This window comes from Dongia deserti, assembly GCF_003574735.1.
GTDB lineage: Bacteria > Pseudomonadota > Alphaproteobacteria > Dongiales > Dongiaceae > Dongia_A > Dongia_A deserti.
This window is the reverse complement of record NZ_QORW01000017.1, coordinates 41,304-66,658: the sequence shown is the minus strand read 5'-3', so window position 1 is coordinate 66,658 and position 25,355 is coordinate 41,304. Positions and strand designations below refer to the sequence as shown.

19 protein-coding genes and 1 tRNA gene are annotated in these 25,355 nt (G+C 62.4%); 9 read left to right on the top strand and 11 right to left on the bottom strand.

The features are described 5' to 3' along the window. Positions 1-26: 26 nt before the first annotated feature. Positions 27-1,448, bottom strand: coding sequence for a chromate efflux transporter (gene chrA, locus DTX69_RS22915; protein ID WP_119303910.1), 1,422 nt, complete (start codon positions 1,446-1,448; stop codon positions 27-29). Continuing rightward, entirely contained in the window at positions 1,445-2,431 is a 987-nt protein-coding gene (locus DTX69_RS22910) for a chromate resistance protein ChrB domain-containing protein (protein WP_284736003.1), read from the bottom strand. Before DTX69_RS22910 ends, chrA begins: the two co-directional genes overlap by 4 nt. A gap of 93 nt (positions 2,432-2,524) precedes the next feature. Here DTX69_RS22910 and DTX69_RS22905 point away from each other — a divergent pair, with 93 nt between their 5' ends. After that, entirely contained in the window at positions 2,525-3,418 is an 894-nt protein-coding gene (locus DTX69_RS22905) for a type II toxin-antitoxin system HicB family antitoxin (RefSeq protein ID WP_162917481.1), read from the top strand. A 94-nt stretch (positions 3,419-3,512) separates the two neighbouring features. Beyond that, the gene (locus tag DTX69_RS22900) at positions 3,513-4,655 is read left to right on the top strand and encodes a hypothetical protein (protein WP_119303908.1); all 1,143 of its coding nucleotides are present in this window, start codon (positions 3,513-3,515) and stop codon (positions 4,653-4,655) included. Positions 4,656-4,749: 94 nt separating this feature from the next. Here DTX69_RS22900 and DTX69_RS22895 read toward each other — a convergent pair whose 3' ends face one another. Continuing rightward, the gene (locus DTX69_RS22895) at positions 4,750-6,321 is read right to left on the bottom strand and encodes a Fic family protein (protein ID WP_119303907.1); all 1,572 of its coding nucleotides are present in this window, start codon (positions 6,319-6,321) and stop codon (positions 4,750-4,752) included. Between the two features lie 255 nt (positions 6,322-6,576). Here DTX69_RS22895 and DTX69_RS22890 point away from each other — a divergent pair, with 255 nt between their 5' ends. From DTX69_RS22890 to DTX69_RS22880, 3 genes are all read left to right on the top strand, one after another. Continuing rightward, on the top strand, positions 6,577-7,182 hold the full coding sequence (locus DTX69_RS22890; protein ID WP_119303906.1) for a hypothetical protein: 606 nt from the start codon (positions 6,577-6,579) through the stop codon (positions 7,180-7,182). 6 nt (positions 7,183-7,188) lie between these two features. After that, on the top strand, positions 7,189-10,353 hold the full coding sequence (locus DTX69_RS22885; RefSeq protein ID WP_119303905.1) for a DEAD/DEAH box helicase: 3,165 nt from the start codon (positions 7,189-7,191) through the stop codon (positions 10,351-10,353). A gap of 159 nt (positions 10,354-10,512) precedes the next feature. After that, positions 10,513-10,851: a helix-turn-helix transcriptional regulator gene (locus DTX69_RS22880; protein WP_162917480.1), complete on the top strand. Its 339-nt coding sequence runs from the start codon at positions 10,513-10,515 to the stop codon at positions 10,849-10,851. On the opposite strand, the gene DTX69_RS22875 is transcribed toward DTX69_RS22880, so the two are convergent. The 7 genes from DTX69_RS22875 to DTX69_RS22845 all read right to left on the bottom strand — a co-directional run bounded on the left by DTX69_RS22875 (position 10,844) and on the right by DTX69_RS22845 (position 19,665). Continuing rightward, positions 10,844-12,142 (bottom strand): tyrosine-type recombinase/integrase, encoded by a 1,299-nt coding sequence (locus tag DTX69_RS22875; RefSeq protein WP_456073060.1) that lies wholly within the window; start codon positions 12,140-12,142, stop codon positions 10,844-10,846. The two genes, DTX69_RS22880 and DTX69_RS22875, sit on opposite strands and share 8 nt — an antisense overlap. Positions 12,143-12,415: 273 nt before the next feature. Then, positions 12,416-13,963 carry a glutamine-hydrolyzing GMP synthase gene (guaA, locus tag DTX69_RS22870; RefSeq protein ID WP_119303904.1) on the bottom strand — a complete coding sequence of 516 codons (1,548 nt, stop codon included), beginning with the start codon at positions 13,961-13,963 and terminating at the stop codon, positions 12,416-12,418. Beyond that, complete coding sequence (locus DTX69_RS22865; RefSeq protein WP_119303903.1) at positions 13,960-14,517, bottom strand: GNAT family N-acetyltransferase; 558 nt, start codon at positions 14,515-14,517, stop codon at positions 13,960-13,962. Before DTX69_RS22865 ends, guaA begins: the two co-directional genes overlap by 4 nt. Next, entirely contained in the window at positions 14,514-15,950 is a 1,437-nt protein-coding gene (locus tag DTX69_RS22860; protein WP_119303902.1) for an RsmB/NOP family class I SAM-dependent RNA methyltransferase, read from the bottom strand. The genes DTX69_RS22865 and DTX69_RS22860 overlap by 4 nt, the downstream gene beginning before the upstream one ends. A 227-nt stretch (positions 15,951-16,177) precedes the next feature. Beyond that, positions 16,178-17,641 (bottom strand): IMP dehydrogenase, encoded by a 1,464-nt coding sequence (gene guaB, locus DTX69_RS22855; protein ID WP_119303901.1) that lies wholly within the window; start codon positions 17,639-17,641, stop codon positions 16,178-16,180. A 237-nt stretch (positions 17,642-17,878) separates the two neighbouring features. Further along, entirely contained in the window at positions 17,879-18,598 is a 720-nt protein-coding gene (locus DTX69_RS22850) for an RlmE family RNA methyltransferase (protein WP_119303900.1), read from the bottom strand. Next, positions 18,595-19,665, bottom strand: coding sequence for a Ppx/GppA phosphatase family protein (locus DTX69_RS22845; protein ID WP_284736002.1), 1,071 nt, complete (start codon positions 19,663-19,665; stop codon positions 18,595-18,597). The genes DTX69_RS22850 and DTX69_RS22845 overlap by 4 nt, the downstream gene beginning before the upstream one ends. A gap of 480 nt (positions 19,666-20,145) precedes the next feature. Between DTX69_RS22845 and DTX69_RS22840 the strand changes: the two genes are divergently transcribed. From DTX69_RS22840 to DTX69_RS22825, 4 genes are all read left to right on the top strand, one after another. Next, entirely contained in the window at positions 20,146-21,687 is a 1,542-nt protein-coding gene (locus DTX69_RS22840; RefSeq protein ID WP_119303899.1) for a bifunctional aminoglycoside phosphotransferase/ATP-binding protein, read from the top strand. A 384-nt stretch (positions 21,688-22,071) separates the two neighbouring features. Further along, positions 22,072-22,386, top strand: coding sequence for a hypothetical protein (locus DTX69_RS22835; RefSeq protein WP_162917479.1), 315 nt, complete (start codon positions 22,072-22,074; stop codon positions 22,384-22,386). A 173-nt stretch (positions 22,387-22,559) separates the two neighbouring features. Beyond that, a tRNA-Gln gene (locus tag DTX69_RS22830) sits at positions 22,560-22,633 on the top strand. A gap of 38 nt (positions 22,634-22,671) precedes the next feature. Beyond that, a complete protein-coding gene (locus tag DTX69_RS22825; RefSeq protein ID WP_119303897.1) occupies positions 22,672-24,120 on the top strand; it encodes a DUF6538 domain-containing protein in 1,449 nt (482 codons plus the stop codon). 294 nt (positions 24,121-24,414) lie between these two features. Here DTX69_RS22825 and DTX69_RS30355 read toward each other — a convergent pair whose 3' ends face one another. Then, positions 24,415-24,843 carry a hypothetical protein gene (locus DTX69_RS30355; protein ID WP_162917478.1) on the bottom strand — a complete coding sequence of 143 codons (429 nt, stop codon included), beginning with the start codon at positions 24,841-24,843 and terminating at the stop codon, positions 24,415-24,417. Between the last annotated feature and the right edge of the window lie 512 nt (positions 24,844-25,355).

The following is a 25,355-nucleotide window of genomic DNA, read 5'->3' as shown; positions in this document are numbered from 1 at the left end:
GGTTGGCGCTGTCAGCACTTCTTTAGTCACGAGAGGCCAACCGTGACGTAAAAAATGAGGCCCGCTGCCGAGCAAGCTGCGAGGACCGGGATCATGCCGATCTTGAATCGGAACACGGCCAGCAGGGCCGCGAAGGTCAGGATCAGCGAAGGCACATTGACGCTGCCAAGCACCGGCACGTCGAGCGGGATGCCGATCACTGAGACCTCCCGCACCTCGGCGAAAAGGACGTGGAGGGCAAACCAGATCGCAAGATTCAAGATCACGCCGACCACCGCCGCCGTGATCGTGGCGAGGGCGGCCGAGAGAGCCTTGTTGCCGCGCAGCCCTTCGATGAAGGGAGCGCCAAGGAAGATCCAGAGAAAGCATGGCACAAACGTGACCCACGTCGTCAGCAAACCGCCCAAGACGCCGGCGAGAAGCGGGTCGAGAGAGCCGGGTGCCCGGAACGCTCCCATGAAGCCGACAAACTGGGTCACCATGATCAGCGGGCCCGGCGTTGTTTCGGCCATGCCGAGGCCATCGAGCATTTCGCCTGGATTGAGCCAATGATAGGTATCGACCGCCTGCTGGGCGACGTAGGCGAGGACCGCATACGCGCCGCCGAAGGTGACGACCGCCATCTTGCTGAAGAAGACCGCGATGTCCGTGAACACACTCTCACCACCCAGCAGCAGGAAAAGCGCCAGGACGGGCCCCAACCACAGTACCAGGAAGATCGTTGAAATCTTCAACGACCACCCGAGCGTCGGTCGCGCGTGCGCGGGCACGCCGGTCCCGAGCGCGGTCTCCTCATCGGGAATGGCCTTGCCATGGCTGGCTCCATGGCCACCGGCGACCAGGAAGGTCTGAAGTCCGGCGCGCCCACCCACGAAGCCGATGAGAGCGGCGCCTAAGACGATCAGTGGAAACGGCGCGTGCAGGAAGAAGATCGCGACGAAGGCCGCTGCGGCGATTGCCACCATCACCTTGTTCTTGAGCGCGCGCCTGCCGATGCGCACGACGGCTTCCAGCACGATCGCCAGAACGGCGGCCTTCAGCCCGAAGAAGAGGCCCTGCACCAGACCGACATGGCCAAAGACCGCGTAGATCACGCTGAGGGCCATGATGGCGACCGCGCCGGGCAGCACGAACAACGTGCCTGCCACCAGGCCGCCCTTGGTCTTGTGAAGCAGCCAGCCGACATAGACAGCGAGCTGCTGTGCTTCGGGGCCCGGCAGCAGCATGCAGTAGTTCAGCGCATGCAAGAACCGGTTCTCGCCGATCCAGCGCTTCTCCTCGACCAGGATCCGATGCATCACGGCGATCTGTCCGGCAGGGCCGCCGAACGACAGCGCCGCCACACGCGCCCAGACGCGCACGCCTTCCGCGAACGGAATGCCATGGTCGCGCTGGGCGCCGACGGCACCTGAATCACCCGCGATGGCGGCCGAGGACCGTTCGTTCATCGTGAGCTCCCGCGCTGCTTCTGGAAATATTGATAGAGATCATCAAGAACCGTCTTGGCCCGTGCGATCCGTTCATTGTCGTCGGCGGTCGCTACGCAGACGCTGTCAATCAGCATCTTGAAGCCCGCGGCTTCTTCCCGGCCGAACTTGCCGTCCTTGAGGTCGATGTCATGCACGATCTCGGCGATCTCCATCAGCGCGGAATCGCGCAGTCCCGCGCGCTGCAGCAGCACTTCGAACGTGCAGCGGTCGCCCTCATGGGTGTATTCGGCCTCGAACATGTCGAAGCGCAGCTCGCCAGGTTCGGGCTTGTAACCCTTGCCGTCGACGAACTTGAATTCACCCGTCGGATCGATGAATCGGCGGATCAGCCAGGCTGACGCGATGCGATCGATCTGCACGCCACGGCGGGTTACCCACACACTGCCCGCCACCTTCCCCCGCAGCCCGCGCTCTTCTCCGATGCTGGGCATGGGACCTTCCTCCCTGATCTTCGCTTCAAGGGCGGAGACGATCCCCTCTGCCGTCTCCCGACTGTTGGCGCCGAAGAAGTCGATCGCCGCGATCTGCGTCAATCGGGTGCGGAGCCGCGCGACTTGCCCCTTTGCCTCAGCCTGAGGCCCGTTCGGAGATGCTTTCGCAAAGGCTGCGGTGAGTTCCCTCGCTTCGTTCGCGACGGCGTCGTAGTCCGCGTCGCGCTCGGCTCGGAACATCTGCCGAATTTCCTGATCGTCGAGGCCCTCGATCATGCGGGCCTCGCAGACCATCGCCTCGCCGCCTCCATCAGCGATCTCCCGCCGGATCCACTCGAAGTCCTCCTGCGTCTGCTCGTTGGAGGGGAGGACATAGACCGAGTTCTTCACCCCGATCGCCCCGATCCCCTGCAGGCGCCGCCAGACCTTCACGCGGAAATAGGCGGGCTTCGCAGACAGTTGGTGAATCAGGAGCAGCCATCGGTCGGCTCTCTCTTCGGCGTCGCTCATGAGGGTTCGTATCATAGTCGCACTGGATATGCAACACTTGTATCATCAATAATGTAGATGTATCGTAGCCGCCTGAAGCAAAAGGAGGGAGCCATGCCGATCACGGTTAAGCCATTGTTGTTCAAGTCTCCTCGGCTCCGCGGCCTGTCGGAGCGGCTGCTGGCCAGCCATTACGAGAATAATTATGGCGGTGCCCTGAGGCGCCTGAATGCGATCGACGCGAAGCTCGCCGCGCTCGACTGGGACCAGGCGCCGGTCTTCGACATCAATGGCCTGAAGCACGAGCAACTGATCGCTGCGAACTCCGTCATCCTGCACGAGGTGTATTTCGATGGCCTTGGCGGGGATGGCGGCGATCCGGCAGGCGCGCTGGCCCAGCATCTGGAGCGTGACTTCGGCAGCGTCGCGGCCTGGAAGCGCGAATTCGCCGCCATGGGAAAGGCGCTGGCGGGTGGCTCCGGCTGGGTGCTGCTGACATGGTCGGCGAGGCTGGGTCGCCTCGTGAATCAGTGGGCAGCGGGCCCTGGACAAGCTGCTCTTGTTGAGTTGGTCAAGATCCTTGCGCGTCATGCCGCAAGGGAACAGTTCGACAGGATCAACGTCGAAGATGTGGTGGCGAGCAAGAGGACCAAAGCGCCCCGCAAGCGCTCGACCTCTGCGAAGCGCCTACGGCCTGCGGAAGAGCACGATGCGCCCGAGGAGCCCACTGCATCCAATTGGTATGTTGCGGTCTTGTTCCCGGAGGCGTTACGCGGCTGGTCAGTCCTCTTTCCCGATCTGCCGGGCTGCCAGACGCAGGAAGAAACCATTGAGGAAGCACGGCGAATGGCAGCCGAAGTTCCGGTCGGCCACATTGCGTCGATACGTGCGCATGGCGAACCGGTTCCAACACCGCGGACGTTAGAAGAGATTCGAGCGGATCCGACTTGGGCCGGAAGGCACGATCTCGACTGGTCCGAGGTCGTCATCAGCCTCGTCAAGGCGTGACATCTGGCGTGTCACGAGAGCCCGATCGCCCACGCGGAGGCGGCGGTGGCTGCTGGGATTCAACGGCAGAATCATCTAGGGAAAACTGCATAGAATGTTGCGCAAACCCCGCTATTTGGCATTGGACAGCTCCCATCTGACGCAATGGGCACGGGATTGGTCGTCGGTGCGAGCAGAAGACCGGAGCGCAGCCGCCGATTTCAGCATCTGGCTCGAACGGAATGGCTATGTGCCGCTGCTCACATTCCATCACATCGAGGAGATCGCAAACCATCACCATGCATCGCTGGTGTTGTCTCGGTTGCGCTTCATAGGAGGCATGAAACTACTGGCATGGATCGGACATGGTCCGCTACGCACAGGTCCTGGTACGGTAACGGACCTATTGGCATCCGAAGCCCGTGCCGCCTATGCCCTGCCCAATGCTGATATCTCAGAGGTCCGCCAGACGGCCGCATCTGGCTTGATCCAGGTCGGAACCGGTGCAGATCTTCTCGGCCCCGATCCAGAGGAATGGCTCCTCCTGCGACCTGTCTTCGCGGGCCGGGCAACCAAGGCCCGGCAGGTCATGGCGTTTGCACACACAAACCTGGTGGATATTGAGGATGTCCGTTTGGCGGACCTCCTAAATGGAGGATTGCGACGAGGAAAAGACCTTCGCCGCACTCTCGACCTACTCCGTGGCAGCTTCACAGTCGATATCGCGCAGCGCGGCGATCGCCGGATCAATGATCCAGGCGGAATGGCCGCTACCTTCGTACGCGAAATAGAAGCTCTGGCTGGCGACTCCCCAGCCACCGCATCAGAGCTCGTGCTGAAGGGCTTGGCCATTCTCGAAGTTGGGCCGGAAGATTTCCGTATGGATTCCACCGTCGGTGAAATGCTGGATCTGGGTTTGTTTCGAGCCCAGCTGAAGATTGTCTCGGAGACAGTGGGCGTTCCCTGGTCGGACCTTAAGCGGCAGGTGCGAATGGAGCAGATCCCGTCCTGGACGATACGTCGCAGTCTGCAGCGTCACGCGCCCGATTTGCCAGAACGCAAGGGCAGCGGACTCAATGATCTCCACATTGCCTGCCTGTCGGCATATGCCGACGTGACTTTCGTGGACAAGCGAACTCTTGAGGCCTTCAGGCGTGCCCGGAGCAAGGTACCGGTGCTGGCGAAAGTATGTCGGCGGGTTGAACGGGCCGCTCACTATCGCGATGTTCCAGCTATCCTCTTGCAGCCCGGCGAGTAGGCAGTTGGGTTCGAGCTTGAACCAACTCCGATCGTCCCGCAGCAGGTGCTGAGCTTTGCGTACTGGGGCCGTTGCAGGCCACACGCGTCCAAGTCTAGGCTTTTCCGTGTTCTACTGGCTCGATCTTGTCCATCAGCAGATCCTGATAGATCGCCTCGATAGCGTGCGCTTCGTCATCAGTGAGTTGCTTGAACTCGCGCTCGCGCGCACGCCTCGAAAAATGACCGGCATTCTGGCGCAGGAAGCCCATCATCAGATCAAATGTCGTATCCGGAAGCTCGACGAACGCCTCTACACGACGTTTCGCCACATCATAGCGCCGCAGATAATCGATCTCTTGCGGCAGCGTGTTCCGGATGGTGTGTACAACGCACTGCGCCAGGAACTCCGCTTGGCGTGTCGCATCAAAGAATCGGAAGAAATCCCGTGTTTCGTTCAAGACGTGAACGTTCAGTTGGGGTGTCGTTTCCCACTGGGTGAGCGCCAGACGCGGTCGTGAATAGTGCTCCAGGACCGCCTTGTAGTCTTCGAGCCGTTCCAGGAAGACCGCCGACACCGGAAAGACAATACCGCGTGGATTGAATCCTCTTCGACCAAGGACGTGATGAACAAGCCAGCGGTGAATTCGGCCATTTCCGTCCTCAAACGGATGGATGAAGACGAAGCCGAAGGCAACCGCAGCGGCGGCAATGACTGGATTGAGCGCACCGTCTGCTATCTCGCTGCGGGTGTCGTAGGCGATCAGACCGCCAATCAGGCTCTTGAGGTCATCGGGCCTTGCGCTGATGTGATCCGGCAGCGGCGCGTTGGTATCGCGATCGCGGCTTCCAACAAATCCGCCTGCGAGGCGCCATCCCATGTGCGTGAATCGCGCGTCCCCGATCACGATCCGCTGGAGACGGAGCAGCTGCTCATCCGTCAATGGAGCCTGACCTGCCTCGCTGATCGCTTGGCCCCAACGCTGGATCCGGTCTTGGGGCGGCCGCTCGCCTTCGATGACATAAGACGCCTTCGAATCCTGCAGTAATAGAAAGGCGGCAGCGCGAGCCATGAGGTCCGGCGCAGTACGCTGGACGACCGCGCGGGCTTCGTTAGCGAGATCGTCTCTAAGGAGGCCATCAAGCGTTTCGGTACGACGGACGAGCGGACAGAAGTCGGATGTACCCGGCAGGTTGTTGCGAACGCGATGGCGGGTGACCATCTCACCGGTGATCGCATAGTGCTGCTGTGGATCAAGAATGGCAGCGTAGGGTGCTCGGGGTGCATCAGCGAGATCGAGGCGCCGTCCTGTCAGCCATTCATACAGAAACCAGGTTCGTCTTGCATATTGTCCGGTCGGTTCACTTCGGACCCATTCTTCGATCACCTCCGGTGCGAGGGTCTGGAAGAGCGCGTTGAGCACTGCGAGGTCGACCCCCTGATGGCGTAGCGCGAATTCGAGGTGCGCCGCGACGGTTTCTGCCGGCTGATAACGAGGCGTGAGGATGCGCCAGCGGCCTTCCTGCCGATACGTGTGGCGCTCGCCGATTGCAACGAGCTCGTCGGGAGCGGGCACGCTCAGGCGATATGCTGCGACGAGTGCCGCATAGCCCGCTGGACGGGCTGCGGCGGGGAGGGCCTCGCCGCAGATAAGGCCGATGGGATCGGGAAGGATAAGGGCCGTCATTCTCTGAATCTCGCTTAACAGAGCTGATTTCGGATTTCACAAGCCATGTTGCCCTGAAAATCGATATCACAGAAAGAGCTGAAGATCGATATCTCGAACTGAAAAATGATAACTTTTCCCGAAAAGCATGAAGTTCGATATCACCAGGATGGGACAAAAAAAGAACATCGCGCATCTTGCGGGCCAGTAGCCGCCGGTCCATATATATTGGATAGGCTTAGATTCAGGTGAGACTCATCGGGATAGGTGAATTTTATGGCTGCTCTGGGGGACCTCCTCTTTTATCGCCGTGATCAGGTCGGACTGGACGACGCCCTGCGCCATGAGGTCGAGCTGCTCCGCAGCAAAGTAGACGCCCTGCCCGACAAGTTCTTCTCCGAAAGATCCGACGAGGAAATCGCTGCACACATCGCGCAAGAGCATGCGGTTCAGCCGCTCATCGTCGACTTCGAATCGGCGACGCCGAGCGTTCAAGAGACCCAAGTCGAAGTGCGCGACCGATATAGCCACGATCACAGCTCTGTGCGCGTTCCTGGCCTGCTGGCCAAGAAATCGATCCCCTTCAAAGGGGATCCCGGATTGTGGCGCCTGCGGACCAATCCCTACAACATGAACCCGCCCCGCGGGGAAATCCGGGGCCACACGCTCATCATCGGAATGACGGTGCCCGCCCAGCAGGCCGATGCGGCGGCAGCGTATATCGCGCAGACGATCGCTGAAATCCCGGAATACCTGCAGCGTCAGGAGGCCCAGATCGCCAAGCACAACGCCTCGCTCGCGATGCACGCGATGCAATGGATCCGGCTCCGGCGTCAGAGGCTCGGGTCAGCCTCGGACCTGTTGAAGAAACTGGGTGGCTGAGCACGCATGGCGTTCCGGGGGCTCTTCATCGGCATCGATCGATACCAGTCGCCGGACATCAATGAGTTGTCGTGCGCGCGGCGGGATGCCGTTGCCCTTGAAGCGCTCTTCGCCGATACGCTTGCCGGCCCGACCGTGCTGCTTACCGACCACGACGCCACCCGCGAACGCATCGCCGCCGAATTCGCCGCTCTCGAGCATTGTGATGCCAACGACACGGTCGTGATCGGTTTCTCCGGCCATGGCTCCGAAACGCACGAACTCGTGGTTCATGACACGGACATCAACAACATCGCGGCCACCACGATCCCGCTCGACGCGGTTCAGGAGTGGTTCTCGCGCATCCCCGCCAAGCGGCTGATCTTCTTTCTCGATTGCTGCTTCTCCGGCGGCCTTGGCGCGAAAGTTCTGCACGTCGTAGCAAAGCCGCGCGATCTGCGATCGACCGAAGCGCAGCTGGCCCAGCTCGCCGGCAATGGCCGGATCATTTTCACGGCGTCCAGCGCCACCGAACCGGCGTGGGAACATGGCCGTTACGGCCATGGCCTCCTCACCTATTTCCTGATGGAGGCATTGCGCGGCCCGGCGGAGCTGCTGGACGCCGGCCGTCTCTCGCTTTATCGCCTCCTCGACTATGTCACGGCGCGGGTGAAGGCCGCGGCCCATCAAATTGGACAACCACAGAACCCGACCATGCGGGGCCAGATTGACGGCGAGTTGATCTGGCCCGTGTTTACACCGGGAAAACGCTTTTTCGAGGCCTTCCCGGATCGTGCCTCCGCCAAGGTCACGGCTGATCTCTCCAGCCTGACGGCGTTCGGTTTCCCGGGCGACCTGATTTCGGCCTGGAGCCAGGCGATCCCGTCTCTCAACATGCTCCAGGTCGAGGCGATCAACGACTACGGTCTGCTCGACGACGAGCATCTGGTCGTATCGGCGCCGACGTCCTCCGGCAAGACCATGATCGGCGAACTGGCGGCGCTTCGCCATGTACTGTGCCGCAAACGCGCAGTGTTTTTGCTTCCGCTCAAGGCGCTCGTGGCAGACAAGCGCCGGCACTTCGAGGCCGTCTATGGCCCGTTCGGCGTCCGGATCATCGAGGCCACCGGCGAAACGGACGACATCACGCCGCTGCTGCGCGGGCGCTACGATATCGCCTTGCTCACGTATGAGAAATTTGCGGCCCTGGCGCTGACATACCCGCACCTGCTGGCACAAGCCGGCATCATCGTCGTTGACGAAGCGCAGATGATCGCCGATGCCTCACGCGGCGCCAACCTTGAGTTTGTCCTGACGCTCATTCGCATGCGCCGCCGAGAAGGCATTGAACCGCAAGTGGTGGCGCTATCGGCCGTGATTGGAGACACCGGCGGTCTGGAAAGCTGGCTCGGCGGCCGGCTCCTGCGTCGCAATGAACGGCCGGTGCCGCTGGCCGAAGGCGTCCTGCGGGCCGATGGTTCATTCCGGTATCTCGATCCGGCCAGCGGCGAAGAGCGCGTCGAAACCGGCGTCGTGCGGCGGCAGTACAGCAAGAATTCGAGCCAGGACTGGATCATTCCGCTGGTCAGAAAACTGGTCGCTGAAGGCCAGCAGGTCATCGTCTTCCGGGAGACCAAGAGCGAAGCCCGAGCCGTCGCCAACTACCTCGCCGCCGCGCTCGGATTGCCGCCCGCAGCAGACGCTGTCGTGCGAATGCCGACAACGGATGCCTCCCAGGCCAATGGCGACCTGCTTGCTGACCTGAAACGCGGCGTTGCTTTTCATAACGCTGATCTTCAGCCGATCGAACGCCGAATCATCGAAGAGGAATTCCGTCGGCCGAATTCCGGTCTTCGCGTGATCGCGGCGACCACAACCCTGGCGATGGGCGTCAACACGCCAGCCTCGACCGTCATCATCGCCGGGCTTGAGCATCCAGGCGAGGAGCCTTACTCGGTTGCCGAGTACAAGAACCTGGTCGGCCGCGCCGGCCGGCTCGGCTATGCCGAAAAGGGGACATCGTACCTGCTGGCTCTCGACCCTCGGACCGAGCATGATTTCTGGAAGCGGTATGTCACCGGGTCGCCCGAAGACTTGAAGTCGCGATTTCTCGACAGTGGCACGGATCCGCGATCTCTGATCGTCCGCGTTCTGGTGGCGGCGGGCCGGTCAGCCCAGCAGGGAACCACCAGCGAAGAGATCATCTCCTTCCTGGAGGCAAGCTTTGGAGCCTTCCAGGCCGCTCGAGACCGGGAAGGCTGGCAGTGGAGCCGGCACGATTTGCTCGCTGCTCTGGGCGATCTCGAACGCCACAGCCTCGTGCAACGCGGCGCGAACGAGAGGTACGAGTTGACGCCTCTTGGGCGGCTTGCGGGCGAAAGCGCCACCGAAGTTCGATCCATCATCCAGCTGGTCGACGCCTTGTCCGGCCTGACGCCCGACGAGATTACCGATCCTGCTCTGATTACTGCTGCACAAGTAACCGCTGAACTCGATGCGCTCGTCTTTCCCATCAACAAAAAGAGCAAGCAGAAGGAACCGCAGCTCTGGCCGAATGAGTTGCGTGGCCAGGGCGTGCCCTGGCAGGTCCTCAACGGCCTGAGAAGAGCCGTGTCCGACGACCACATGCCCACGCTGCGGGCCAAGAAGGCCGTCGCCTGCCTGCTTTTTGTCTCCGGCAAGCCCATGAGCGAGATCGAGGCGACACTGACCCAATTTGGTGGTGGCTTTGGCGGCGCCGCCGGGCCGGTGCGCAGCGCGGCAGCCCGATCCAGCGACCTGCTACCGGTCGCGGCTCGCGTGGCAGAGCTTCTCTATCCAACCCTTGATCTCGGCCAGCGAGTCGGACGGCTGGTGATCCGTCTGACCTATGGCGTGCCAGGATCCGTTGCCGATGTCGCGGGCGAAGCTGGGGCCGAACTCCTGCGCGGCGACTATTGTGCTCTCGCCCAGGCGGGTCTGGGAGAGCCTTCGGCTATGGGGGTAGGAGTCCTCGTAGTAGAGCGTCCCAACGTTCTCGATCTGCACAGCGGTAGCGTCAGGCTCGACGATTTGGCCGAACTCCTTATGCTGCGCCTTGATGAGATGAATATGAAGCTTGTTCGTCTTTTCGCCCAAGACTTCGCGCCCCCTTATACAACTATAAGACGTTTAATGGGCCGAAACAAGTCTGGCGACGATGCGAGAGGCTAGAGCTCGGATGAGAGACCGATCCCGCTGATGATCGCCGGTCTCTGATACGGAGAACGCGTAAGTGATGTGTCGTCGCACATAACGGCTCTAAGGGGAGTCGATGATCCAGGCGATCCTTTGTCCTGGCTTTGAGTGCGAAGAGCTCATTCGGGTCAAGATATGGGCGATAATTCTGGCGATTTAGACAAGCGCACTGCCAGCGATGGCTTGCAGCACGTGCTCCCCGCATTGCCGCACCTGGCATTACGCCCGGTCCTGCGTACCATCCGCCGAGCGCAGTTGCGAGAGATGGTGCCGCTTGCAGACACGACGATTTACGAGCTGGAGCAGCGCGGCGAGTTTCCCCGCCGTTTCAATCTGACGCCGCGCTGCGTGGTCTGGGACCTGGCCGAGGTCGAAGCCTGGATCGAAGAGCGGCGGCGCGCCTCGCAGGGCGGGAAGATCAAAACGGCGCCCAAACCAGATGTCCGCCGGCGCAGGATGAGGCCAGTCAGGTAGGGTCCAGCGTGATCGCCTGAGTAGTTGTGGATTGCAGCGTCGGCGTATGCTTCTTGCCGCGAGCCCAGGCGTCGATCATGTCGGCCCACTCCTGCAGCATGTGGCGGCGCTGCGGCTCGTATTCGGCCTTGTTGTAGATCCCGCGTGAGGAGCGGTTGTCCTCGTGTGCGAGGCACTTCTCGATCCAGTCGCGATTGAACCCGAGCTCGTTCAGCAGCGTCGAGCCGGTGCGTCGCAGGTCATGGACGGTGAAAGGCTCCAGCGGCAGCCCCTGCTCCTTAGCGCGCGCGACAACGGCCATGGTGACGCGGTTGAAGGTCGCGCGCGACATGGGCTCGTCGGCATCATATCGCGACGGCAGCACGTAGCGCGAATTGGCCGCACAGGTGTTGAGCGCGATCATGATATCGAGCGACTGTCGCGATAGGTAGACGTTGTGCGGCTTCTTTCGCTTCATCCGGTGTTTCGGGATCCTCCAGACAGCATTCTCGAAGTCAACCTCATCCCAGGTCGCCTCGAGCAGCTCGCTCTTGCGGACCATGGTGAGCAGGATCAGCTTGATCCCGAGCCGGATGGTCGGCAACGTCGCCACATGCTCGAGCCCGTTGAGCATGATGCGGATCTCGCCGGGCGAAAGAGCACGGTCCTTCGGTGTGAAGGTGGCGATCGAGGCAGGTCCGACGCTGTCAGCCGGGTTCGCGAGCTTGTCACCATGGAGGATGGCGTAGCCGTAGATCTGCTTCACGATGTCCCGGATGTGGACGGCCGTTGCGGGCGCCCCGCGCTCCTTCACCCTGCGGCAGAGCGCACGCAGATCGTCGGGCGTGATCTCGCTCAATCGTCGGTTCCTCCAAGTCGGCAGGACATCGCGGTCGTAGATGGCCTTGCGCATCGAGCGCGTGCTGTCCGCCATCCTGGCATCCTTGAACCAGCGCTTGCCGGCTTCGGCGAAGGTGTCCATCGCGGAGAGCCGCCGCTTCTCGCGCTGCTTCTCCTGGGCAGGCGACTGTCCCTCCTCCACCTTCGTGCGTGCGGCGATGCAGCGCCGCCGCGCTTCGGCCAGCGAGAGGCCGTCGTCGCCGTAGTGGCCGAAGGTCACGGTCTCGCGCCGGCCGTTCAGACGGTAGTCATAGCGGAAGACAATGTGCCCCTTCGGCGAGACCGCCGCGTACATACCGTCACGGTCGGTCACTTTGTATGTTTTTGCCTTTGGTTTCAGGCGCTTGAGAGCAACGTCAGTGAGCATGGCGACGGCGCCTTTCGCGGCGGAAATGCCCAAATTCGAGCGCATTTTACCGTCAGCGATTTTACCGTCAATGCATGCCACACACGACGATGTACCAGTAGTTTCCCCCCACTTTTCGGCGTCGGCTGGAAACGCGCGAGCTGACGGTATCTGACCATTTAGTCAAAGTTCCAAAACAGAATACCGTCAGAAATACCGTCGGATGGTTCCGCTTGCCGGCGATAGTCCGCGATAGACGATGAACGAATAATCATCGCCTTATCAATCATTTAGGTTGGAATTTTCGATCGCCGGCGAACGTCCGCGAAGGCTGTGGAATCACTCCCACTCGATCGTCCCCGGCGGCTTGCTGGTGTAGTCGTAGACCACGCGGTTGATGCCGCGGACCTCGTTGATGATGCGGGTGGCGATGCGGCCGAGCAAGGCGGGCTCGAACGGGTAGAAATCGGCGGTCATGCCGTCAGTCGAGGTGACGGCGCGCAGCGCGCAGACATGGTCGTAGGTGCGGCCGTCGCCCATCACGCCGACGGTCTTCACCGGCAGCAGCACGGCGAAGGCCTGCCAGATCTGGTCATAGAGGCCGGCCTTGTCGATCTCCTCGAGATAGATCGCATCGGCCTTGCGCAGGATGTCGAGCTTCTCGCGCGTGATGTCGCCGGGCACGCGGATGGCGAGGCCCGGGCCCGGGAAAGGGTGGCGGCGGATCATGCTTTCGGGCAGGCCGAGCTCGCGGCCCAATGCCCGCACCTCGTCCTTGAAGAGCTCGCGCAGCGGCTCCACCAGCTTCAGCTTCATGCGCTCCGGCAGGCCGCCGACATTGTGGTGGCTCTTGATGGTGACGGAGGGGCCACCGGTAAAGGAGACGCTCTCGATCACGTCGGGATAGAGCGTGCCCTGCGCGAGGAACTCGGCGCCGCCGACCTTGTGCGCCTCCTCATCGAACACATCGATGAAGAGCTTGCCGATGATCTTGCGCTTCATCTCCGGCTCGGTGACGCCTGCGAGCTCGCCGAGGAACAGGTCGCTCGCATCGCGGTGGATGAGCGGGATGTTGTAATGGTCACGGAACAAGCGCAGCACCTGCTCCGCCTCACCCTGCCGCAGCAGGCCGTGATCGACGAAGATGCAGGTGAGCTGGCTGCCGATCGCCTCGTGGATGAGGACGGCGGCGACCGAGGAATCGACGCCGCCGGAGAGGCCGCAGATCACGCGGCCATCACCGATCTGCGCGCGGATCTTTTGGATCTCGGCCTCGCGGAAGGCGCGCATGGTCCAGTCGCCCTTGCAGCCGCAGACCTCGTGCACGAACTGCTTCAGCAGTTGCGCGCCGCGCGGCGTATGCACCACCTCGGGATGGAACTGGAAGCCGTAGTAATGCCGCGTCTCGTCGGCGATGGCGGCGAAGGGTGCACCCTTGCTTACGCCGACCACGCGGAAGCCGGGCGGGATCGCGGTCACACGATCACCGTGGCTCATCCACACCTGATCCTTGGTGCCCTTGGTCCAGAAGCCATCGAACAGGTCGCAGTGCTCGGTAACCTCCAGCTCCGCGCGGCCGAACTCGCGATGCTCGTGCGGCTCCACTTTGCCGCCGAGCTGATGACACATCGCCTGCTGGCCGTAGCAGATGCCGAACACCGGCAGCTTCGATTGCCAGACGATGTCCGGCGCCTGCGGCCCGCCTGCCGCATGCACCGAATGCGGCGAGCCGGAGAGGATGATGCCCTTGGGCGCGAAGTCCGCAATGCGCTTGGGATCGACGTTGAACGGAAAGATCTCGCAATAGACGCCCCCTTCGCGCACCCGCCGCGCGATCAGCTGCGTCACTTGCGATCCGAAATCGAGAATGAGGATGCGGTCGGTCATTGTCTCTCCATGGAACGAGCGTCGATGTCTAACGTGCTCAGCCTGGTCAGCAGCCACCCATAGGCAACGTCGGGGATGTCGTCATCGAAGCCTTCGGCGATGATCTGGCCGCCGATCTTCTCATAGAACCGGCGATAGGGATTGTCGCGGTAGGCCCAGAGCATCAGGGCGGTGCGGCCGCGCTCGCGGAACGTGCGCGCGGTTTCGGCCATCAGCATGCGACCCAATCCCCTGCCCTGCACGTCCAGGCGACAATGGAGGGAATAGATCTCGCAATCGTAGCCGGTCAGGCCGCCGACGCGGATGTCGTGCTCGAGGACACCACCGCCATGGACGAAGCCTAGCGGCTTGCCTGTTTCGTCTTCCGCGATCAGCACCAGATCGGTGAGCTCTGCGATGCGCGCCTGCCAGAAGGGAATGCGGCGCTCCGGCAGCTTGCCCGCCATCTGCACGTCTGACACGACATGCGCATAGGCGATCTGCCAGCCGGCATAGTGGATCTCCGCGATGGCAGGGGCGTCGGCAGCGATAGCGGGGCGAATGCGGAAAGTCATTTGGGCACCTTCACGCGCTCAAGCACAGCGGCGAAGAAGCCGTCGGTGCCGTGCTGGGCGGGCGTCAGTGAGAGTGTCGCCATTGATGCACCGCCGTCCGCCACTTTCTCATCTGTCATCCCGGCCTCCGAGCCGGGATTCATGGATCGGCCCGCGCTTGCTCCTCCCATGGACCCCGGCTCAGAGGCCGGGGTGACGGTAGAGTATGGAAGCGCGGTCCCGATGACGTCTCGCCAGATCGAATCAATCGGCACCAGTCGGAAATCCGGATGGGCCGCAAGGAAGGATTCCACCTGCGCCTCATTCTCTTCAGCCAGCAGCGAGCAGGTCGCATAGATGAGGCGCCCGCCTGGCTTCACCAGGCGCCAGGCGCTGTCGAGGATGTTGCGCTGGACCTCGGTCAGCTCTTCGAGATCGCTCGGCTTCAGCTTCCACTTGGCGTCAGGATTGCGGCGCCAGGTGCCGGTGCCGGTGCAGGGCGCGTCCACCAGCACGCGGTCGAAGGTGCCGGCATGGCGCTTGACCCACTGGTCGCGCTCGCTAGAGAGCGCGCGGCGCTCGACATTGTGCACGCCGGCTCTGATGAAGCGCACGGCGGCGCGCTCGATACGGCCTTCCAGCACATCGCAAGCGACGATCTTGCCCTTGTTCTGCATCTGCGCCGCCATGGCCAGGGTCTTGCCGCCGGCGCCGGCGCAGAAATCGGCGACGCGCAGGCCGGGCCTGGCATCGGCCAGCAACGCGATCAGCTGCGAGCCTTCATCCTGCACTTCGATCAGGCCATCCTTGAACACCGACATGGTGGCGAGCGGCGGCCGCCCTTCCACGCGCAGGCCGACGGGCGAGAGCTGCGTCGGCACCGCTTCGACGCCTTCGCGCTTCAAAGCCGCGATCGCTTCCTCGCGCGTGGCCTTCAGGGTGTTGACACGCAGGTCGGTGGATGCCGTGCCGATCGCGGCACGCATCTCGTCTTCGAGACGCGCGCCGAAGCGGCGCTCGAGATAGGGCGCGATCCAGTCTGGATATTCGTTGCGCACGTCGCTGGGCTGCTCGGGCGTCTCAATCGCCTTGCCGGCAACCGCTTTCGCAATGTGCCGCTCCGCGTCATCGAGCGTCTCCGGGCGATAGGGCCCGCCGTCGAAGGAGCCGGCGATGCGGTCCGGCGTCCAGCCATCGAGCAGCGCCAGGGAGGCGATGAGGCGCGCGCGGTCGCGGTCCTGCGGCGCCTGGCCGCTCTTGTCGATCCACCAATCGAGCGCGGCGCGCCGGCGCAGCACCGCATAGGCGCGGTCCAGCACCTCGCGACGATCCTTGGCGCCGATATAGCGGCGATAGCGGAAGAATGCCGCCGTCGCGCGATCGGCCGGCGCGCTGCCGGCATGGATGGCGTGCAGCAGATCGATCACCGCTTGCAGCCGCGCGCCGGGAGTCATTGCGCCGTCTTCTCCATCGTCATGGTCGTGCTTGGCACGACCATCCACGAATATGCTTGAAACCGTGTGGCCTCGCCCATCGAGACCCGCAGATGGTCGGACCAAGTCCGACCATGAGGAAAGAGGCTACGGAGAAAACAACCATCCAATCCATAACCGACAACCCCGGCCTTCGGCCGGGGATTGAGGGTCGCGTCAGCGATGTCGCGCCGCTCCAGCACACTGCCTCACATATTCTGCCGGTAGTTCGGCGCTTCGCGGGTGATCTGGACGTCGTGGACGTGGCTCTCTTTCAGCCCCGCGTTGGTGATACGCACGAAGCGGCACTTGGTCTGCATGTCGGGGATGGTGGCGTTGCCGGTGTAGCCCATCGCGGACCGCAGGCCGCCGACGAGCTGGTAGATCACATTGCCGGCCGGGCCTTTGTAGGGCACGCTGCCTTCGATCCCCTCGGGCACCAGCTTCAATTGGTCGCTCACTTCTTCCTGGAAATAGCGGTCCGCGGAGCCGCGCGCCATCGCGCCCAGCGATCCCATGCCGCGATAGGATTTGTGCGAGCGGCCGTTATAAAGAAAGACCTCGCCCGGGCTTTCGTCGGTGCCGGCGAGCAGCGAGCCCACCATCACGCAATCGGCGCCAGCGGCGATCGCCTTGGCGATGTCGCCGGAGTATTTGACGCCGCCATCGGCAATGACGGGAATGCCGGCGCGGTGGGCGCGCTCCACCGCATCGACCAGAGCCGTCAGCTGCGGCACGCCGACGCCGGCGACCACGCGCGTGGTGCAGATGGAACCCGGACCAATGCCGACCTTCACCGCGTCGGCGCCGGCATCGATCAGGGCCTGCGCGCCATCGCCGGTCGCGATGTTGCCGGCCACCACCTGGCAATCGTTCGACAGGCGCTTCACTGCATCAATCGCGGCGAGCACGCCTTTGGAGTGACCGTGGGCCGTGTCGATCACGATCACATCGACGCCGGCTTCGAGCAGCACCTCGGCGCGCTTGAGACCATCCTCGCCGACGCCGGTCGCCGCGGCCACGCGCAGGCGGCCATTCTCATCCTTGCAGGCGTGCGGGAAGGCCTGGGCCTTCTCCATGTCCTTGACGGTGATGAGGCCGATGCAGCGATAGGCGTCGTCCACCACCAGCAGTTTCTCGATGCGATATTGATGCAGCAGGCGGCGCGCTTCGTCGGAGCCGACGCCGGGCTTGGCGGTGACCAGCCGATCCTTGGTCATGAGGCTCGCGACCTTCTCATCAAGATCGCTGGCGAAGCGCACGTCGCGATTGGTCAGGATGCCGACCAGCTTGCCGTTGCCGCGCTCCACCACCGGGATGCCGGAGATCTCATGGCGCTTCATGAGATTGAGCGCGTCGGCCAGCGTCTCGTCGGGATGGATGGTGAGCGGGTTCACCACCATGCCGCTTTCGAAGCGCTTCACCTTGCGCACCTCTTCGGCCTGGCGGGCAACGTCGAGATTCTTGTGGATCACGCCCATGCCGCCATGCTGGGCCATGGTGATGGCCATGCGCGCCTCCGTCACCGTGTCCATGGCGGACGACATGAGCGGGATGTTGAGGCCGATGCGCTTGGTGAGCTTGGTCTTGGTGTCGGCCTGGGCTGGTAGCACCGAGGAGGCGCCGGGCTCCAGGAGCACGTCGTCGAACGTGAATGCGTCGCGGATTTGCATGCCAACCCCTTCAAGGTTTCGAGCGGCCCCATATGGGGTCGGGGGCCGGGCTGAGTTGGCGCGCCATCATACACAGGACGCGCCGTGTCACAAGGTGATTCGCGGCGGGTCTGCGCGGGGCCGCTATGCACGCAATGCAGGCGGATTCTTGAGGAAAATCAGCTGCGAATGCTCGTTCGTTTTCAGCGTCATCGCCCCGCCCGCGAAAGGGCTGTACCCGCCGATGACCACCTGGCACTAACCACGGTAGTCGAGCGCCACTACGTAGATCTCCGCCGAATCGCTGCGGCTCGCGGGCGGCTTTACGTGTTTCACTTCGGCGAAGTCGCGCTTCAGCAGCTTCAGGAGCTCGCCCGTCGCACCACCTTGCAGTACTTTGCAGATGAAGGCCCCGCCCTTGGCCAAGACATCCTTTGCGAAATCATAGGCGGTTTCCGCCAGCGCCATGATCTTCAGATGGTCCGTCTGCGCATGGCCGGTGGACGAAGCGGCCATGTCGCTCAGCACCACGTTGGCGAGGCCATCCAACCGGCGCTTCAATTCGTCCGGCGCTTCGTCACTCATGAAATCCATCTGGATGAGGTCGGCGCCGGGAATCGGATCCATCGGCAAAAGGTCGATGCCGACCACCTTACCGCGCTCACCAGCGCGATCGACGGCCACCTGGCACCAGCCGCCGGGCGCAGCCCCGAGATCGACCACGCGAACGCCTGGTTTCAAGAAATGAAACCTGTCGTCGAGCTGCAGCAGCTTGAAGGCGGCGCGCGAGCGATACCCCTGCTTCTTCGCCTCTGCGACGTAGGGATCGTTGAGCTGCCGCTCCAGCCAGCGTGTGGAGGATACGCTGCGCTTGCCGGCCGTTTTCACCCGCACGGTCAGGCCGCGCCCGCTGGGCCGTGCCACACTGCGCTCGTGCCCGCGTCCACCGCCGCGGCCGCTGCCGCGCCGCTGAGTCATAAATGCGTCCCGTTGAGGCCGCGATGGTAGACGCCGTCGGGCGCTGTTCCGGTCATCAGGCTCATTAGGATGCCTTCACGCACGCCGCGATCGGCCACGCGCAGGCGTCCAATCGGCCATTGCCGACAGATCGCAGAGAGTACTGCGCAGCCAGAGACGACAAGATCGGCGCGTTCCGTCCCGATGCAGGGGTTGGTCGCGCGTTCCTTGCAGCTTTGTTCCGAGAGGCGCCGGCTGATGCGCTCGACATCGCCGAATTCCAGGAACGAACCGTCGACCACCGAGCGGTCATAGCGCGGCAGCTCCATCTGGATGCCGGAGAGCGTGGTCACGGTGCCGGACGTGCCGAGCAATTGCACCTGGCCGCGCGCGATCAGGCGGTGCGCGCCGATCGCCTGGGCAAAGGGCGCGAGGTTGTCCTGCACCTCCTGCACCATGCGCTCGTAGAATTCGGCGGGGCTTTCGCTTTGCGCTGCCTCGGGGCCGAAACGCTCGGTCAAGGTGACGACGCCGAGCGGGATCGAGTGCCAAGCAATGATGCGCGGATAGCGCCCGTGCTCCAGATGAAGCCAACCGAGCTCGGTCGAGCCGCCACCGATGTCGAACACAATGGCATAGGACCGCGCGCGGTCGAGCAGCGGCATGCAACCGGAGAACGCGAGCTTCGCCTCCTCCGACGTGGTGATGATCTCGAGATCGACGCCGGTCTCGGCACGGCTGCGGTCCAGGAACTCCAGCCCGTTCGCCGCGCGACGGCAGGCTTCGGTCGCGACCGAGCGCATCAACGAAACGCCGCGCCGCTGCATCTTGGCGGCGCAGACCTTTAGGGCCTCGATGGTGCGGTCCATGGCGGCGGGCGCCAGCGCGCCCGTTTGCGACACGCCCTCGCCCAGGCGGACGATGCGCGAAAAGGCATCGATGACCTGGAACCCGGTATTTCCCTGCCGCGCAATCAACAGGCGGCAATTGTTGGTTCCCAGATCAAGGGCCGCCATGATTTGCCCGGGCCTGGCGGCGCGCGTCCTCGACAGCGCCTCAGCCCCGTCGGCGGGGGTTCGATCCAGCACTCTCAACTCCCAACCGGCAGCGTCAAGCCTTTGAAAACATGCAGGATTATCCCGCCAAAGGCTCTCGCGCCAGCACTTCGCCAGCGAGTTTACAGGCAGATGGCGGCAAAGTTAAGGCTGGAGGGAGGAGCGGCCTCGGACAAGGTGACGGCCGAAGTCATCGCGGTGTCGCAGCGAACTTGCCGGGCCGGAAGGGGCTGCTGGACAGCGGCGCACTACTCATCTTCGCAATCATGGACGGCGTCCCCTTTGCTGCATTCGTTGCAATCGGCCAGTTGCCGCGAACGCGATACCTGAGCCAAGCCGGTACAAAGGAGTAGCTGACGATTGTAGTCCTCAGCCGTTGAAACAGACGATTTTCTTCTCTCATTCCGAGTGGGATCCGAACGGCAACGGATTGCTGGCTTGTCAGTTTGAAGTTTGAGGTCAATGCCGGGCAACGGCGTGGCTTTTAGCCTTCGCTAAAGCGGGGACGTGGCCATGAAGCCTGAGGCAGACCAGTCGGAGATCATCCAGTTCCTGTCGCTGCCTCAAAACCATGGCGGCGCACCCGTCGACACGATCACGACCCACGCGTCCATCGTGTTCCTGGCCGGCGATCGCGCCTACAAGCTCAAACGCGCGGTCAAGTACAGCTACCTCGATTATTCGACTGTGGAGCTGCGCCGTGGCGCCTGCGAAGCGGAACTCACGCTCAATCGCCGCACCGCGCCCGAGCTCTACCTGTCGGTCAGTCCCATTGTGCGCGCGGCGAACGGCCGCCTGAGTTTTGATGGCCCGGGAGAGCCAGTCGAGTGGGTGGTGGTCATGCGCCGGTTTCCCCAGGATGCGCTTCTCAGCCATGTTGCGGAACATGGCGCCTTGACCGAAGCGCTGACGATCGAGCTGGCAAACCGAATTGCCGCATTCCACACGATTGCCGAGCTCACGCCAGGCCACGGCGGAGCGGACGGCGTGCGCGCCGTCATCCAGATCAATGATGAGAATCTGCAGCGGTCGCCGCCGCTCGGACTATCGCCGGCGGAGATCGACAGTCTCCGCGATGCCACTGCAGCCGCCCTGCACAAGCATGCCACGCTGCTGGAGGAGCGCAGGGCCAATGGCCGGGTCCGCCGCTGTCATGGCGATCTCCATCTCGGCAACATCTGCCTCGTCGACGGCCGGCCGAGCCTGTTCGATTGTATCGAGTTCAGCGACCTGATCGCCTGCATCGACGTATTGTATGACTTGGCTTTCCTCCTGATGGACCTGCGTCATCGCGGGCTGGTTCGGCACAGCGGGCTCGTGCTCAATCGATATCTTGATCTGACCGACAACGATGACGGGCTTCCCACACTTGCCTTGTTCCTGTCGCTCAGAGCATCCGTCAGGGCGCATGTCACGGCAACCGCCGCGGCCAAGCTGGATGCGCAGGCGGCAAGGCAGCAGTTGGCGGAGGCGAGATCCTATTTCGATCTTGCGGTCGACCTGCTGCGTGCAAAACCGGCCCGGTTGATCGCCATCGGTGGCCTGAGTGGAACCGGAAAGTCGAGCGTGGCGGCCGCCCTTGCGGGCGAACTCGGCAGCGGCGCCGGCGCCCGTGTGCTGCGCAGCGACGTGGTGCGCAAGCGGCTGTTCAACGTACCGCCAGAGAAACGATTACCGGCCGAGGCCTACAGCAAAGACGTCAATGACCGGGTCTATGCAGCGCTGGAGAACCGTGCGCGGAAGATCCTGGCGAGCGGGACTAGCGTCATCCTGGATGCGGTGGCGGCGCAGCCTGACGAGCGCGCCGCCTTTACCGCGCTTGCGCAGAAGGCAAGTGCAGCATTCACCGGCATCTGGCTGGAAGCATCGCCGGCCACTCTATTGGCTCGTGTGGCGCGACGAGGCAAGGACGCATCCGACGCGACCGCCTCGGTGCTGCAGCGCCAGCTGGCCTATGACCTTGGCCAAATCGACTGGATCCGGATCGATGCCGATCAGCCGCGAGACGCTGTCATCCAGGACGTGCGGAAGGCGATCCAGGCCGAGGCCAATTGAGGTGAATCAATCGCTGCTGAGAACTGTTCATTTAGGGTGTTGATCGTCGTCACTTGCAGCGAGAACGTTTCCCATTTCGATCAAACCATACTGGCCTTGGCTTACGGCGGTGACTGTGCGCGGCGCCGCTGTTCTGGTACCGGCCTAGCTCCTCGCGATCTCGACGACAGTGGCAGCGATGTCGGCCGACAGATCGATCGCGTTTCGACTCATGGGCGACCGCGCGGCGGCCATGCATCGGGGTGGTGACTGCGGTGGAAACCTTTGGCATTGTCACGGACCAGCATGGTCGCAAAGTCAGGTGCTGCTGTCTTGATCCAGGTCAAGGTATCGGCCGTGTGCTGGACTAGCGTATCGTTGGCTGGAACGAAGGGAGGGACAGGTATGCGATCCGGATTGAGGATGTTGGCCGCGACTGCGGTGCTGGGCATTGGCGTCTTCTCAGGGCTGGCATGGGCGCAACAGGCCAGCGAGCCAGGTACCGGGGCCGGCCTAGGCTCTGGCTGTCACTTCGGCGAAGCGATCGATGGATCAACGGCGGATGATGCGCGCCGCAAGATCGAAGCAGCGGGCTTCACGGACGTGCATGCCTTGAAGAAATCCTGCGACAATTTCTGGCACGGCAAGGCGACTCTTGCCGGGCGCCCGGTGAATGTCGCGCTCTCGCCCGCCGGCAAGGTGATGCTGGAGGGTGACTGACGCCACGGCGTCACCGCGCAAAGGCCTGCGCGCCCCAGGGAGCGCTCTAAGCCGGCGGTTGACGCGGAAGGGGCCCTGCACTAAAAGCACCCGTCGCTGGACCCGAGCGCCCAGCGCCACCCGGCGCTCTCCTTTGGCACGGCCCAATTGCCCAACTATTTCAGCGGGTTAGTTGGGGGATCGTCTAACGGTAGGACAGCGGACTCTGACTCCGCCAGTCTAGGTTCGAATCCTAGTCCCCCAGCCACATTCGTAACGTATTGATATTATTAGTGAGTTGCTCGTGTGACTGACAAAACCGTGGACCACTATGGCACACGGTCAGTGCGCAAGAAGCGCAAGGGAAAGTCACACGAGATGCCTGACAATCGACACCTCCAAAAGCGTCGCCAAGGTTGGTATGTGCGCGTCGCTGTCCCCGAGAGTCTTTGGAAGACTGTCGGCAAGGAGCACATCATCAAGTCGCTCAAGACCAGGGACGTTGCCGAAGCCCGACAGCTGCGATGGATTGCCCTGAGCGACATCAAGACTCAGTTGGCCGAGGCCCAACGGCAGCTGAAAGGCGGCGGCGTGCCCCGTGGTATAGACCTCTCCGCGTGGGAGATCGAACACCGGCAGTGGTATCAAGACGTGCTGAAGCGGTGCCCCCAAAACGGGACCGGACCAGACGACGACAACGAGCTGGATTTGGCCGATCTAGTATTGACGGACATCGCCGACGAAGTTGAAGAGGCACACGGCCTCCGACGTGCCAAGCAGTTTGTTGAGTTCGTCAGAAACACTTCGGCGCCAATCGAAGCAACGAAGACCGCTTGGCTCAAGCAAATCACGGACACCGTCGCTGAGCAGACCCGCGCCCAGCACGAAGTGGCCGTCGCTGCGTTGGTGAAGCATGATCCCTCGCTCATGTTTGTGGCCGATGTCACGCGCAAGAAGGCGGGGACATTTGTTGAATGGATGGACCAATCCAGCGGAAGAAAGAGGGCGACAGTTAATCGCTACATCTCATCCCTCTCAAGCTTCTGGAGGTGGATGATCAAGAGAGGCATCACCGAAAGCAATCCTTGGTCGGGGCAGATGCTCGCCAAGAAGGCCCGTGGTGCCTCCAACGGAGCCAAGAGACCGTACGCAAACGAGGAGTTGGTCAAGCTGCTCTCAGTGAGCGCCAAAGACATTAGGAGAGGCAACTACGCTCAAGCGATCCACGACCTCATGAGGCTCGGCCTCCTCACCGGAGCGCGACTGAATGAGCTATGTTCGCTGGTCGCTGCAAACATCGACGCCACCAAGCGCAGCCTCAGTATCACCGATGGCAAGACCCAGAGCGCCACTCGGGTGATACCGCTGCATGATCTAGTGTGGCCCATCGTGGCTCGCAGACTGCAAGCCGCACAGGGTAACGGCCCTCTGTTTCCCGAGTTGACACCAGGTGGACCTGACAAGAAGCGCAGTTGGAAGGTAAGCAGCCACTATGCCGCATTCCGACAGAAGGTGCTTGGTGAAGACGACACCGTTGACTTCCACAGCTTCCGCCGGAACTTCGCGACGCATCTGGAGCGAGCACAGAAGAACTCCCCGGTAGTGAACCCGAGTTCCATCGCTGAACTCATGGGCCACAAGAAGTCGACATTGGCTCTGAGCGTCTACTCAGGAGGCTTGGCCTACAGTGACCTCAAGACGGCCATGGACGAAGGCGCGAAGGAGATTGACCCGCGGGTGCTTCAACTCATCTGAGAGCGTCACGGGCAAAACGTGGGGCCATTCAGGCGCCGTGAGGCCGGTGCAGGGGGCGATTGAGACTACTTCTTCGGTGGAGTGTTCTCCGCGAGCTTATTGATCTGCTCATTGGTAAAGGTAGCTGCCCACCTGTTGAACTGTTCGTCTGACTCGTCAGGCTCAAGCTTGAAATGCTCTTTCCGTTTCTTCACCGAACACCCCTTTGACAGCCATGATGTGTGTCCGCCCCTTACCATAAGAGCATAGGCGGCCCGCAGCGAAAGCTAATCCCGGCGCAGCAATCTACACTGGCTAGAAGCCGGGCGAGTTGAATGGCGCGTTAGACTTCATCTCATTCAGCACCGTTGTTGCTCGCTCGATCATATGGCCACGAGCATCTGGATCTTTCACTCCGTGTGAGTGAGCGAGCGCCTGACTCAGATGGTAGCTCACCTGGGCAGCAGCCTGCTCCTCCGAGGTTGACCCCGGGGAATCCTCGGGTTTTTCCAAGGCTGGCTCGTCGTGACTGCCCATAAGGGCATACAGCTTCGGGAACATCGCCTTTGTCCAGTTACGAATAGTCGTGTGGGGCTTGCCGATTTCCGCAGCCATCTCCCGATACGACTTGCGGTGACCCCTGGCGTCCAGGTTCAGATTGGCTTTGATGTATCGCCGAAAGGCCTGTTTGGCCTCCCTAGGTTTCAAGGGGAGGCCGTGGGCCAGGTTGGCCTTTGCTGCCAAGCCCCAAGCACCTTGAAGCGTTTCCTCGGTTACCTCAGCGGTTACTTCAGGCCTACCAAGGGCACGCAAAGCAGCCACCCGATGCCAGCCATCAACTAGAAACGGCCGGCCGCCCACCACGGCGACACGGACAGGCGGCACCTCAGCTTGCGCGACATAGGCCTGCTTTAGGCGAGTTATGTGCGGCTGGTGAAGTCCGCTCCTAGCCTGAAACCTGGAATCTTCAATGAGGCTAGATATTTGGACCACCTCAGTGGACTCAGGTGACTGAGGGGCCACCGGTTTGCGTAGGGACTTTCGAGGCAATGAGGACTCCGGCGACTGGTAAAGTGACAAGTGTTCAAATTGAACGGTGAGGATAACAAGCGACCCCTTAACGTCTTATGTAGCCTCGGTTTATTGCCCCCTTGCCTCAGAAATCAAGCCGTCTAGGCACCATACACGGCTGGCGACGGCCCCATGTTTGACTCCTGGTTGAACTTTGGTTTTGATATTCGCCTTGCTGGGGGAGG